Annotated in this window: 11 protein-coding genes, 1 tRNA gene and 1 riboswitch; of the genes, 7 read left to right on the plus strand and 5 right to left on the minus strand. The window is 65.9% G+C overall.

The features are described from left to right. Nucleotides 1–1,563, minus strand: a 1,563-nt coding sequence (locus tag ACPYOD_RS18170; RefSeq protein ID WP_481303107.1) for a ribonuclease R family protein, incomplete at its 3' end; no start/stop codon positions are given. A gap of 123 nt (nt 1,564–1,686) precedes the next feature. Here ACPYOD_RS18170 and ACPYOD_RS18175 point away from each other — a divergent pair. Next, nucleotides 1,687–1,771, plus strand: a tRNA-Leu gene (locus tag ACPYOD_RS18175). A gap of 59 nt (nt 1,772–1,830) precedes the next feature. Continuing rightward, nucleotides 1,831–2,175 (plus strand): hypothetical protein, encoded by a 345-nt coding sequence (locus tag ACPYOD_RS18180; protein WP_481303108.1) that lies wholly within the window; start codon nt 1,831–1,833, stop codon nt 2,173–2,175. On the opposite strand, the gene ACPYOD_RS18185 is transcribed toward ACPYOD_RS18180, so the two are convergent. Both ACPYOD_RS18185 and ACPYOD_RS18190 read right to left on the minus strand, forming a co-directional pair. Then, a complete protein-coding gene (locus tag ACPYOD_RS18185; protein ID WP_481303109.1) occupies nt 2,158–2,850 on the minus strand; it encodes an NAD-dependent epimerase/dehydratase family protein in 693 nt (230 codons plus the stop codon). The genes ACPYOD_RS18180 and ACPYOD_RS18185 overlap by 18 nt on opposite strands. Nucleotides 2,851–2,866: 16 nt before the next feature. Continuing rightward, nucleotides 2,867–3,520: a TetR/AcrR family transcriptional regulator gene (locus ACPYOD_RS18190; protein ID WP_481303110.1), complete on the minus strand. Its 654-nt coding sequence runs from the start codon at nt 3,518–3,520 to the stop codon at nt 2,867–2,869. Between the two features lie 80 nt (nt 3,521–3,600). On the opposite strand from ACPYOD_RS18190, the gene ACPYOD_RS18195 reads away from it, so the two are divergent. After that, the gene (locus ACPYOD_RS18195) at nt 3,601–4,332 is read left to right on the plus strand and encodes an SDR family oxidoreductase (RefSeq protein ID WP_481303111.1); all 732 of its coding nucleotides are present in this window, start codon (nt 3,601–3,603) and stop codon (nt 4,330–4,332) included. A 97-nt stretch (nt 4,333–4,429) separates the two neighbouring features. Here ACPYOD_RS18195 and ACPYOD_RS18200 read toward each other — a convergent pair whose 3' ends face one another. Then, a complete protein-coding gene (locus ACPYOD_RS18200; protein ID WP_481303112.1) occupies nt 4,430–4,663 on the minus strand; it encodes a hypothetical protein in 234 nt (77 codons plus the stop codon). 65 nt (nt 4,664–4,728) lie between these two features. After that, the gene (locus ACPYOD_RS18205) at nt 4,729–5,325 is read right to left on the minus strand and encodes a hypothetical protein (RefSeq protein WP_481303113.1); all 597 of its coding nucleotides are present in this window, start codon (nt 5,323–5,325) and stop codon (nt 4,729–4,731) included. Between the two features lie 459 nt (nt 5,326–5,784). Further along, nucleotides 5,785–5,879: riboswitch (glycine riboswitch) on the plus strand. Between the two features lie 42 nt (nt 5,880–5,921). Between ACPYOD_RS18205 and gcvP the strand changes: the two genes are divergently transcribed. The 4 genes from gcvP to ACPYOD_RS18225 form a co-directional block, all read left to right on the plus strand. Then, nucleotides 5,922–8,786, plus strand: a complete 2,865-nt coding sequence (gene gcvP, locus ACPYOD_RS18210) for an aminomethyl-transferring glycine dehydrogenase (RefSeq protein WP_481303114.1) — start codon at nt 5,922–5,924, stop codon at nt 8,784–8,786. 232 nt (nt 8,787–9,018) lie between these two features. Beyond that, nucleotides 9,019–9,684 (plus strand): carbonic anhydrase, encoded by a 666-nt coding sequence (locus ACPYOD_RS18215; protein WP_481303115.1) that lies wholly within the window; start codon nt 9,019–9,021, stop codon nt 9,682–9,684. Beyond that, nucleotides 9,681–10,556 carry a bestrophin family protein gene (locus ACPYOD_RS18220; RefSeq protein ID WP_481303116.1) on the plus strand — a complete coding sequence of 292 codons (876 nt, stop codon included), beginning with the start codon at nt 9,681–9,683 and terminating at the stop codon, nt 10,554–10,556. The genes ACPYOD_RS18215 and ACPYOD_RS18220 overlap by 4 nt, the downstream gene beginning before the upstream one ends. 121 nt (nt 10,557–10,677) lie before the next feature. Beyond that, on the plus strand, nt 10,678–12,754 hold a 2,077-nt coding region (locus ACPYOD_RS18225; protein ID WP_481303117.1), incomplete at its 3' end, for a GH92 family glycosyl hydrolase.

Here is a 12,754-nt window from a genome sequence, read left to right on the forward strand (position 1 = left end):
GCGATACAGCGCCGGGATCTTCCGCTTCGACAGGAACCGCGCCGCCTGCACGTTCGCGGCGATCATGCATTCCTCGATGAGCTTGTGGGCATCGTTGCGATCGGTCGCACCCATCGACACCACGTCGCCCGACGGCGCGAGGCGGAATTTCACTTCCGGCGTCTCGAAGTCGATGGCGCCACGGCGCTTGCGCGCCTTGGCCATCGCCTTATAGAGGCGGTGCAGGGTCTCGACCTGCGGCAATACATCGGCGATCTCGTCGCGCACGTCGGCGTTCCGCTCGCCCACCGCCTGCCATACCTTGTTGTAGGTAAGGCGCGCGTGCGAATACATCACCGCTTCGTAGAACTTCGACTGGACCACTTCGCCGTCTTCGTCGATTTCCATGTCGCACACCATGCACAGCCGGTCCACTTTCGGATTCAGCGAGCAGATGCCGTTCGACAGGGTTTCCGGCAGCATCGGCACGACGAAACCGGGGAAGTACGTGGACGTGCTGCGCTCATAGGCTTCGGCATCCAGCGGCGTACCCACGGGCACGTAATGGGACACGTCGGCAATGGCGACGATGAGACGGAAACCGCCGCCCTTCAGGGCCTCGGCATATACGGCATCGTCGAAATCGCGCGCGTCCTCGCCGTCGATGGTGACCAGCGGCAGCTTGCGGATGTCCACCCTGCCCTTGCGCTCGTCGGACCCGACCTTCGGCTCCACTTCCTCCGCCTGGCGCAGCACCTGCGGCGGCCACTCGTGCGGGAGGTCGTGGCTGGCGATGGCCATCTCCACCACCAGCGACGGCTCGAGGCGTTCGCCGAGCACGGCACGGATGGTGCCGAGGGGGCCCCGGTGCGGCGTCGGCGGATCGGTGATCTCGGCGACGACGATCTCGCCCGAACGGGCGCCCGCGTCGCGTCCCGCCGGAATCATGATGTTCTGGTGCAGGCGGCGGTCGTCCGGCTCGACGAGCGTCACGCCGTTTTCGACCACCACACGGCCGACGAGACGCGGCGAGCGGCGCTCCAGCACTTCCACGATGGCGCCCTGGCGGCGGCCGCGGCGATCGATGCCCACGACGCTGGCGAGCACGCGGTCGCCATGCAGCACGCTGCGCATCTGCGAGGGCGACAGGTAGAGGTCTTCCCCGCCTTCATCGGGGCGCAGGAAGCCATAGCCCTCGGCGTTCGCGATGACCCGGCCGGGGATGAGGCTGAGCTTTTGCGCCGGCGCGTAGCTACCGCGGCGATTCCGCAGCAGCTGGCCGTCGCGGATCATCGCGGCCAGGCGCTTGCCCAGGGCGTTGATCTCGTAATCGGTGAACAGGCGCAGGGCACGGGCGATATCCTCGGCCAGCAGCAGTTCGCCGCGCTCCTCGAGCAGAGCGAGGATGGCCTCGCGGCTGGGGATGGGCTGGTCGTAGCGCTGGGCCTCGCGGTCGGCATGCGGATCGACCACCGCCTGCGCCGGCCGGCGGTCGCGGGACTTCTCCAGGGCCTTGCCCGGTTGGGTGGCCTTGGCCTTGCGGGGGCCGCGATCCGCGCCCGTGCCTTTCTTTTTCTTCGTCACTTATGAACCTTTGGATGGGGACGTGAAATAGTTTCACATCCGGGGTGCGAAATCGTTGACAAGTTTCCTCGACCTACCTAATCTACGCGGCTCACGGGGCGGCGAAGCTGCTTCGAGACACCTGCCCAGGTGGCGGAATTGGTAGACGCACTAGTTTCAGGTACTAGCGGGTAAAACCGTGGAGGTTCGAGTCCTCTCTTGGGCACCAATTATAGACGAAGCCCCGCAGCAATGCGGGGCTTTGTCTTTTCCGGGGTTTGAAATCGTATGTCCGATCACAACCACCCCTCCCTGGCCGCTCTTTCCCCCGAATCCATCGCCCTGCTCGTCCACGCGGCGAAAGCCAGGGACGGCATGGAACGCGCCGCGCGCGACACCACCCTCGCGGCTGACGAACTTCGCCGTTACGCGAAGTTCTCGAAGCCCGGCCAGCCTTCCGTGCACATTGTTCAACTCAGGCAAAAGCAAGCCACGGCACGGATGGATGCCGCACGGGCAAAGCAAGCGTTCCTGCAAGCCTCGCAGGCGTTCGTGCACGCCGCAGGGCTGACGGTGCCGCCGCGAGTCACTCTCGAAGCCTTCATGCAGCCCTGGCTAATCGCTTCCGCGTAGGAGCGATCGAGCCATCTGCCGCATGGCGCCGTTCTCGAAACGGGACAGTCCATGCGCTGCCAGTCCACGCCTGAACTCGGCCACGAACGCCCGCCCGATATCGTCCTGCTCGATCGCGCCAAACCGCCCCGGCACCAGTCGTCCGAGCCACGAGACATAGCCCGGCGTATGCGCGTTCCCGGCGATGATCCCCGGCTGGAAAATCGCGAGGCGATCGAATCCAACGGCCTCGACGGCTGCTTCCTTCATGCCCATCACACGCACATAGCGAAAGCGGCTCGTCGGATCGCTTCCAACGGCGGACAGGAGTGCGAAACGCGTGATGCCACCGGTGCGGCACCCGCGGGCGAAACCGCCGACGACACCCACCTCGAGCGCTTTGAGCTGCTCCTCGGTCCACTTCATGCTGCCGCTTCCCACGCCGACGCACGAAGCACCAAACACGGCATCGCCGTGCGCCACCAAGCCACGGGCAAGCGTCGCGATGTCATCGGTGAAGCTCGCACCTGCTGTGTCCAGCACTACCTGGCGCACGCGCGAATCCGCCGGCGGCGCGATGTCACGCCGGTTGACCATGACCACCTCGGCACAGGCAGGCTCGGCGGCCAGCGCACGGACCACCGCCGAACCGACCTGCCCCGTTCCGCCGATCAGCAAGACACGAAACGCATCCATCCCCTCACCCCTCGCGTCAGTACACGGGATGAACGTTGCGCCGACTCGCCGAGGCAAGCAAGTAGGAACGGCACATCACCGGCAGTTCCGCGCGAAGCATGGCCACCGCCTCGGCCGAACCATCGCTTTCCAGCACGGCGCGGACCGTGCCCACGAGCATCGTACGCATGGCGTAGGTCACCTTGTCGACGTCGTCGAAACGGGCATCCGAAGCGCTGGCGAGCATCCGCCGGATGATGTCGTCCGCGCGGCGCACGATGTCGTCGACGAGACTCGCGGTTTCGAGCATGTCGGCCACGATATAGAGCGCCCGCGATCCCGGCATGCGGCGCATCTTCGCATCGAGGTAGGCCCGGCTCAACGCGTCGGACAACTCGACGAGCGAGGCGCCGTCGTATCGCCGGGCAGCGTCTTCCATCGCCACGATCACGTCTTCGAGGTAGTCCTCGAGTACCGCGTACAGCAGGGCCTCCTTGTGCGGGAAGTACTGGTACATCGTGCCCACGGAAACCCCGGCCCGGGCGGCCACCCGGGTCGTGGTGAGGCCGGCGTAGCCATCCACCAGCAAAACCTGAATGGTGGCCTCGAAAATGGCCTCCACCGTGGCGGCAGAGCGCGCCTGGCGCGGGGTTTTTCGGGGCTTCAGGGCTTCGGAAGGGGCGACGGGCATATGCGAATGTAAAAGCCGAAACAGGGTTCCCAATTCAGGGGATGGGGCTACCCCTCACTTATTCAACAAGGAACCTGAGCATGAGCCAGCCAAAACGTATCACCCTGGTTACCGGTGCCAACAAGGGCATCGGCTTCGAAGTGGCCCGCCAGTTGGGCAAAGCCGGGCACCGCGTGCTGCTTGGCGCCCGCGACGCCGGCCGTGGCCAGGCCGCGGCCGACACGCTGCAAGGCGAGGGCCTGGACGTCCGTTTCATTCATGTCGATCTCGGCGATACCGCCTCGCTTGCGCGCGCAGCAGCCGACATCGAGGCCAGCGAGGGCCGCATCGATGTCCTGGTCAACAACGCCGGCATCGCGCTGGAAGGCGACGGCAACGTCGGCGCGGCCGACCTCGACACCGTGAGGCGGATCTTCGACACCAACTATTTCGGGACGATCGCCGCGACCCAGGCCCTGCTGCCGCTGGTGAAGAAGGCGACCGACGGCCGGATCCTGAACGTCTCCAGCCGCCTGGGCTCGATCACCTACAACGCCGACCCGAACTGGGAATACGCCGCGGTGAAGCTGATCGGCTACAACGCCTCCAAGGCCGCCCTGAACATGTCCAGCGTGATCCTGGCGGATGAACTGAAGGACACCGGGATCAAGGTCCACGTGGTCTGTCCCGGCTACACGGCGACCGACCTCAACGGCAACAGCGGCCCGCAGACGGTCCAGGAAGGGGCCGAGGAGATCGTACGGCTGGCAACGCAGGCCGATGCGGCGCCCAGCGGCTCCTTCACCGGCAAGGAAGGCCCGGCGCCCTGGTAAGGCAGACGGCCACGGCCCGGCCCGAATGCACCGGCACGGTGCTTCAGGCCGGGGGATGTAGGAAGCATTCGTGCCGAGCTGGGTCGAACGGAAGGTGTCAGTTACGTTCCGACCGGTCGAACTTGACGATCATCACGACGAGGAAGGCCACGGTGAGCGCAACCTTCGATGCGACCTCCCACGTGGGATGCATGGTGAGGAATCTGATCTTCGTCGTGGAGATCATCAGGGCGCAATAGAGGGCAATGCTTGCCCAACCTTGCCAGCTCGCGGGGCTGATGCCCCAACCAAAGCGTTTGCGACCGAACCAGTAGCTTCGCTCATCCGTCATGTGGGCACTCCGGCAATCCAGCGATTCTATGCCCTCAACTGGATGCGCTGGAAAGCTGGCGCTCGTTATTTCTTGCAGCCAAGGGCGCTGTATGCGTCGCCTATCTGCACCACGTTCAATTGGCCGGGACGATTGCGCGCCATTTCGATCATGCTGCAATTCATGTAGTTGCCTATCGACCTGACCTTGTCCTTGATGCTCGCCGGGCGGGCTACGTGAAATGCCCCCGACAGGCCGGTGTCGCTTCCACCGGGTAACGATGGCGTTACCGACGAAGCAGCGCCGCTCAAGGCCCTGCGGATCGACGGGTCCCCGAAGGTGTCGCCGCCTGGCACCTGAGGCATGCCGACCGGAGTGGGTATCTCCCGGGGCGAGACAGCGACTGGCGCTGGAGCCTGAGTGACCTCGGGGAAGACGACGGAGGATCTTCGCTTCCGTAGGGATGTTGCGGGGCGATGCCGGTCGACGGAGATCGTCGAGGGCCCCGTCGAGCCAGTCAGCCGCCGAGGATGTGCGGTCGACGCTGGCTCGATCAGGCGGACCCTCATCGCGAGGGCCTCGTCTTCGTTCCAGCGCACGTCGGTATCGGGCAAGCGCGGGCGCATTGACATCAGAATCAGGAACAACAATAGGTGCAAAAAGCACACCGTTCCGAAGAGCACACCGTTCCTGAGTATCCGCCGCCATGGGGGGCATGGAAGGGTGGCTGTCATCCCTGATGGCATCGTGCCTGTCCCCTGTTGATCGAACTGCGGAGACCGTGACGGCTGACACAAGTTCCAGACGTTTCGGCTTCTCCCGTGGCGCAAGCCAGCGCGGAGCGCGCCGGCGCTCAAGGCGCCCACACGAGGTTTGCCGACGTTTTCCGCACAATGGCGGACGATAACGGCGGGATCTGTGCCGGCCGAAGCGCGGCGTCCCCGGGCCGGAGAACCGTCGCCCACCCGCTCTGCCGGCGCCGTACCGCCGCCCACCATGGCCTACGGACCCTTCCGGCCACCCCCGACATCCCCGCCCGACGCCCTGTATAATCGGCGGCGTAAAGCTCGGTGGGAGAAGCGGAAGGACCCGCTGCCGAAGGCGCAACGCCCGTAATCGCTCAGGCTCCCATACCACCGCGCGGTCATCACTCTGGAGAGACCGGTTCGATCCGGCGCCGAAGGTGCAAGGGGCTTCACGCCTCCAAACTCTCAGGCAAAAGGACAGAGGGGCGCCCCACGTGCCGGCACGGCGCGTTACTCCGGATGCCTCCAAAGCCATGAGCCAGAAAACTTCGCTGCGCGACCTCGAAAACCACGGCGCCTTCATCGAGCGCCACATCGGCCCGAACGACACCGAGATCGCCGAGATGCTGGGCGTGGTCGGCCACGCCTCGCTCGACGCCCTCACCGACGCCATCGTCCCCGGCTCGATCAAATCGCCCGCTCCGCTCGCCCTGCCCCGTGCCGTGACCGAAGAGGAAGCGCTGGCGAAGATCCGCGCGATCGCCGACCGCAACACCGTGTTCCGCAGCTTCATCGGCCAGGGTTACTACGGCACCCTCACGCCGAACGTCATCCTGCGCAATGTGCTGGAAAACCCGGCCTGGTACACGGCCTATACGCCGTACCAGGCGGAGATCTCGCAGGGCCGCATGGAAGCCCTGATCAACTTCCAGACGATGGTCGCCGACCTCACCGGCATGGACATCTCCAACGCCTCGCTGCTCGACGAGGGCACCGCGGCCGCCGAGGCCATGGCGCTGGCCAAGCGTTCCGCGAAGTCCAAGTCGAATGTGTTCTTCGTGTCGAAGGACGTGCATCCGCAGACGCTGGAAGTGCTGCGCACGCGCGCCGACGGCATCGGCATCGAGCTGCACGTGGGTGACGATGGCGAAGCCGCTACAGTGGAAAGCTTCGGCGTGCTGCTGCAGTACCCGAACACCTACGGCCGCATCAACGATTACAAGAGCCTCGCGGACGCCACGCACGCACGCGGCGGCATCGTCTGCGTCGCCACCGACCTGCTTGCACTCACGCTCATCGCAGCTCCGGGCACCTGGGGCGCCGACATCGTGGTGGGCAATACGCAGCGCTTCGGCGTGCCCTACGGCTTCGGCGGCCCGCACGCCGCCTATCTCGCCTGCCGCGACGCCTATAAGCGTTCGATGCCGGGCCGCCTGATCGGCGTGTCCATCGACACCGAGGGCAAGCCCGCCTATCGCCTGACGCTGCAGACCCGCGAGCAGCACATCCGCCGCGAGAAGGCCACCTCGAACATCTGCACCGCACAGGTGCTGCTGGCCGTCATGGCCAGCATGTACGCCGTGTACCACGGCCCGGAAGGGCTGGCTCGCATCGCCCGCCGCACGCACCGTCTCGCCACCATCCTCGCGGTTGCGCTGCGCCGCGCCGGTGTCGCCGTGGGTGACGACTTCTTCGACACGCTGCACGTGACCGGCGTGGACGCGAAGGCCATTCACGCGAAGGCGGCCGCCGCGCAGATCAACCTGCGCGCGATCGACGCGTCGAGCGTGGGCATCAGCCTCGACGAAACCACCACGCGTGCCGACGTGCTCGCCCTCGCCGGCCTCTTCGGCGGCAGCATCGACGACATCGACGCGCTCGACGGCGAAGTGCACGACGCGCTGCCGCGCCAGCTGCTGCGCGGCATGGACTTCCTCCAGCACCCGGTGTTCAACACGCACCACAGCGAGCACGAACTGCTGCGTTACCTGCGTGGCCTGGCCGACAAGGACCTGGCGCTCGACCGCACGATGATCCCGCTGGGTTCGTGCACCATGAAGCTCAACGCCACGGCGGAAATGATCCCGGTCACGTGGCCCGAGTTCGCGAACATCCATCCGCTCGCTCCGGCCGACCAGGCACAGGGCTACAAGCAGCTGATCGACGAGCTGGAAGCCATGCTCGTGGAATGCACCGGCTACGACGCCGTGAGCCTCCAGCCCAACTCGGGCGCGCAGGGTGAATACGCCGGCCTGCTCGCCATCCGCGCCTACCACCGCTCGCGCGGCGAAGGCCATCGCGACATCTGCCTGATTCCGGAATCCGCGCACGGCACCAACCCGGCGTCCGCACAAATGTGCGGCATGACGGTGGTGGTCACGCGCTGCGACGCGAACGGCAACGTCGACGTCGACGATATCCGCGAGAAGGCGGAGAAGTACGCCGACCGTCTTGCCGCCATCATGATCACCTACCCCTCCACGCACGGCGTGTTCGAGGAAGACGTGGTCGCCATCTGCGAAGCGGTGCACAAGCACGGCGGCCAGGTGTATACCGACGGCGCGAACATGAACGCGCTGGTGGGCGTGGCGAAGCCGGGCAAGTGGGGGTCGGATGTCTCGCACCTCAACCTGCACAAGACCTTCTGCATCCCGCACGGCGGCGGCGGCCCAGGCGTGGGCCCCTGCGCGGTGAAGTCGCACCTCGCTCCCTTCCTGCCGCGCGCCTTCGGTGGCGAGGGCGACGTGGGCATGGTCAGCGCGGCCACCTTCGGCTCGGCCTCGATCCTGCCGATCTCGTGGATGTACATCACGCTGATGGGCACGGAAGGCCTGCGCAAGGCCACCCAGGTGGCCCTGCTCAACGCCAACTACATCGCCAAGCGCCTCGCACCGCACTTCAAGACGCTCTACACGGGCCGCAACGGCCTGGTCGCGCACGAGTGCATCCTCGACCTGCGCCCGCTCAAGGACGCCACGGGCGTGGGCGCCGAAGACGTGGCCAAGCGTCTCATCGACTTCGGCTTCCACGCGCCAACCCTGTCGTTCCCGGTCGCCGGGACGCTCATGGTCGAGCCGACGGAAAGCGAGTCGCAGCACGAACTGGACCGCTTCATCGACGCCATGATCCAGATCCGCGACGAGATCCGCGCGGTGGAAGACGGCCGCCTGGACCGCGAGGACAACCCGCTCCGCAACGCCCCGCACACGGCCACCATGGTCACGGGCAGCGAGTGGACCCACGCCTACCCGCGCGAACTGGCCGCCTTCCCGCTGCCCTCGCTGAAGCTGTCGAAGTACTGGCCGCCCGTGTCGCGCGTGGACAACGTGTACGGCGACAAGAACGTGATGTGCGCCTGCATCCCGATCGATGCCTATAAGGAAGACGTGGAGGCGTAAGCCTCCGGAACTTGGCCGCCCTGCTCGCGCAGGGCGGCTTTTTTCGTTTTTGTGGGAGCCGCTTCAGCGGCGATGGGTGCTGGCAGCAAGCCTGCCCGCTGCCGCGGGATCGCCGCTGAAGCGGCTCCTACAGAGTCCGGCCCATACTGCCGCGAATCCGTCCTGCCCAGCTTTGTCATAAACTTCCCCGGTTGCCGCGCGCTCGCGCGGCCCGATCTTCCGAGGTGAATGCATGACTCAGGACACTTCCCGCGACGACAGCCTGCTCGGCCTGCTCAAGGGCGTCGAAGACTTCAGCCATCGAATCTTCCCGGAACGGGAACAACTCTTCAGCGAACTGGCCGAAGGCCAGAGCCCCCACACCCTCTTCATCACCTGCGCCGATTCCCGCGTGGTGCCGGAGATGATCACGCAGACCCAGCCCGGCGAGCTGTTCGTCTGCCGCAACATCGGCAATATCGTGCCGGGTTACGGCGAGATGCTCGGTGGCGTATCCGCGGTGGTGGAATTCGCCGTGATGGTGCTGCGCGTCCGCCACGTGGTGGTCTGCGGCCATACCGATTGCGGCGCCATGAAGGGCCTGCTGAATCCCGATTCCACCCGCGACCTGCCCACTGTGGAAGCATGGCTGCGCAACGCCCAGGCCGCCAAGAGCGCCGTGTTCGCGCGCAAGCTCGAAGGGGCGGCTGCCATGAGCGCGCTGATCGAGGAAAACGTTCGCCTCCAGCTCGCGCATCTGCGCACCCATCCCGCGGTGGCCGCCGCGCGTGCCAACGATGCCATCAACCTGCAAGGCTGGGTGTACGACATCGGCGACGGCACCGTGTCGGTGCTCGACGGGCGCACTGACCGCTTCATTCCGCTATCCGAAGCCATCCGCCGAGAGAACAGCGTGTGATCCTACCGGGGCGGGCACACCTCGGGCATATCCTGCATTACGTCGGCAAGCCGCTGATCTGGCTGCTGGCGTGGGACATCGCGGTCACCGTCTTCTGGTACGTGGTGGATCCTGCCTGGATGGAGTTTCCCGCCCTGCCGGTCACGCTGCTGGGCTCCGCCGTCGCGGTATACCTCAGCTTCCGCAACACCACCGCGTATGCGCGCTGGTGGGAGGCGCGCACATTGTGGGGCGCGATGGTAAACGCGTCGCGCACCCTGGCGCGCGACGCCCTCACGCTGCTGTCGGATCGGAGCATCGCCATCCAGGTAACCCGCAGGCAGATCGCCTACGTGCACTCCTTGCGCATGCACCTTCGGCGTCAGGCACCTTGGGACGAACTGGAAGGCCGTCTTCCCTCGGACGAGCTGGCACGGCTGCAAGGCGTGCTCAACGTGCCCAACACCATCCACTCTCGCACGGCCGCGACGATCGCCGGCGCCGGTCCCGACCCCATACTGCTGGCCACCTTCGCACGCACGCTCGCCGACATCACGAATGCGCAAGGCGGCATGGAACGCATCAAGAACACGCCGCTGCCGCAGCAATATGCGGCATACCCGACCATCTTCACGCACGGCTTCTGTCTGCTGCTGCCACTCGGCCTGGTGGAGACGCTTGGCCTCTACACGCCGCTCGGTTCCACGGTGGCGGGGTTCCTCTTCCTTGCCTTGCTGCAGATCGGCAACGACATGCAGAACCCCTTCGAAAACAAGGAAGACGACGTACCGATGACCGCCCTCACGCGCGGCATCGAAATCGACCTGCGCGATGGACTCGGCGAAGCGCATGGCCTCCAGCCCGTGCAGCCTGTCGACGGCATTCTCTGGTAACGCGGCTCGGTCGAGTCCCCAGCCAAACCGGCAAGCGCTCCAACCCATCTGAGCCGCCCAGCGCAATCCCTGTTATAACGGCATTTCAATCGAGACAAATCGCCGTTCCACGGAGGTCACCTTGCGCGCCATTCTTCCGATCGCCCTCGCCGCAGCCCTGCTGCCGGCCCTCGCAGCCGCCGCCTCGGGGCCTGCCGAGCTGGTCAATCCGCTCATCGGCACCACCAACGGCGGCAATGTCTTTCCAGGCGCCGTGGTGCCGTTCGGCATGTTGCAGTTCAGTCCGGAAGCATCGCCGCTGCCCGGCAAGAAGGCACCCATTGCCGCGCCCGGTGGTTACGAATATCGCGCCGATGCCATCCGCGGCTTCAGCCTCACCAATGTCGAAGGCTGGGGCTGCGCGGGCGGATCGGGCGACGTGCCCCTCATGCCGATCACCGAGGACGTGACCGCCTCGCCGTCGTCGGACTTCCGCCATGCGTACGCGTCGAAGTTCTCGCATGCGAATGAAACGGCGAAGGCCGGGCACTACCGCGTGACGCTGGACAACGGCGTGGCGGTGGACCTCACCGCGGCCCTGCACAGCGGTGCGGCGCGTTTCGCCTTCCCCGTCGGCAAACCGGCCAACGTCCTGGTGCGCGCTTCGGATTCGGAAGCGGGTTCCGAGGACGCGAAGGTCGTCGTCGACACGGCCCATGCCAGGGTTTCGGGCGAAGTGACCAGCGGCAACTTCTGCGGCTACATCAACGAAGCGGATCGCCGCAGCTATTACACGCTCTACTTCGTCGCCGAGTTCGACCAGCCGTTCGCCGCCACCGGCGCATGGCATGACGGCAGCGTCGAGAAAGGCGGCACACGCGCCGAGGGCGGTACGGGATACGGCCCCAAGGGCTTTCCGGAAGCCGGCAAGGGATCGGGTGCCTGGGTGGGCTTCGCCAAGGGCACGCAGGCGGTGAACGTACGCGTCGGTATCTCCTATGTGAGCGCCGCGAACGCACAGGCCAACCTGGATGCCGAAACGCCGAAGGGAACCACCTTTGAGGCGGTGCGCGACAAGGCCGTGGCAGCGTGGAACGAGCGCCTGTCGCATATCGAGGTACAGGGTGGCACGTCCGATCAGCAGACGGTGTTCTACACGGCGCTTTACCATGCACTGATGCACCCCAACGTCTTCAGCGACGTCAACGGCGAGTACCGCGGCTTCGACGGCAAGACCCACCGGGTAAGCGGCAACCAGAAAGCCCAGTACGCCAATTTTTCCGGCTGGGACGTCTATCGTTCGCAGTTGCCGCTGGTGGCGTGGCTGGAACCCAAGACCGCCAGCGACATCGCGCAGAGCCTCTACAACCAGGCTCAGCAGAACAACGGCGTGTGGGACCGCTGGACGCACAACAACGGCGGCACGCACGTGATGAACGGCGACCCGGCAGCAGCCGCAGTGGCCGGCATCTACGCGTTCGGCGCCCGCGATTTCGATGCGAAGGGCGCCCTCGCCTCGCTCGTGCATGCGGCCGACCATCCCACGGCGCTGGATACGTCGCACGACGGCTGCGAAGTGGAATGCGTGGGTCAGCGTCCCGGCCTCGATGCATGGCTGAAGCTGCACTACATTCCCGTGGGCGCGCCGGCCTGGGGCCCTGCAGCCGATACGCTGGAAACCGTGGCCGCCGAATTCGGCATCAGTGCGCTTGCCGACCGCCTGGGCGACAAGGACACCTCCGCCCGCTTCCTCGAGCGCGCGCAGTACTGGCGCAATCTGTTCGATCCCAAGGCCACGCCGGAAGGCGGTTATATCCGCAACCGCAACGCCGACGGCAGCTGGGCCCTGGTGAAGGACGACGACAAGGAAGCACCCCACGCCTTCACGCCATCGACTGAGGATGGGTTCGTCGAAGGCAGCGCCGCGCAGTACGTGTGGATGGTGCCGTTCAACGTCGGCGGCCTGTTCGACGCGATGGGCGGGCGCGAGAAGGCGCGGAAGCGGTTGGACGCCTTCTTCTACCAGCCAGACGGCAGCTTCGCCGTCACCAAGTCCGGCCCGTTGCATGCCGAACTCGACAACGAGCCTTCCATCGGCACGCCATGGCTCTACAACTACGCTGGCCAGCCGTGGAAGACGCAGGAGCTGGTGCGCCGCGTGCTCGACACGATCTGGGTGAACGCACCCAACGGCATTCCGGGCAACGACGATCTTGGCG

It is taken from the genome of Luteibacter sp. HAY1-4A (assembly GCF_056755355.1).

Bases quoted from the DNA above. Each gene is read 5' to 3' on its own strand.
- ACPYOD_RS18180 (WP_481303108.1), top strand. From the start codon at position 1,831: ATGTCCGATCACAACCACCCCTCCCTGGCCGCTCTTTCCCCCGAATCC.
- ACPYOD_RS18185 (WP_481303109.1), bottom strand. From the start codon at position 2,850: ATGGATGCGTTTCGTGTCTTGCTGATCGGCGGAACGGGGCAGGTCGGT.
- ACPYOD_RS18190 (WP_481303110.1), bottom strand. From the start codon at position 3,520: ATGCCCGTCGCCCCTTCCGAAGCCCTGAAGCCCCGAAAAACCCCGCGC.
- ACPYOD_RS18195 (WP_481303111.1), top strand. From the start codon at position 3,601: ATGAGCCAGCCAAAACGTATCACCCTGGTTACCGGTGCCAACAAGGGC.
- ACPYOD_RS18200 (WP_481303112.1), bottom strand. From the start codon at position 4,663: ATGACGGATGAGCGAAGCTACTGGTTCGGTCGCAAACGCTTTGGTTGG.
- gcvP (WP_481303114.1), top strand. From the start codon at position 5,922: ATGAGCCAGAAAACTTCGCTGCGCGACCTCGAAAACCACGGCGCCTTC.
- ACPYOD_RS18215 (WP_481303115.1), top strand. From the start codon at position 9,019: ATGACTCAGGACACTTCCCGCGACGACAGCCTGCTCGGCCTGCTCAAG.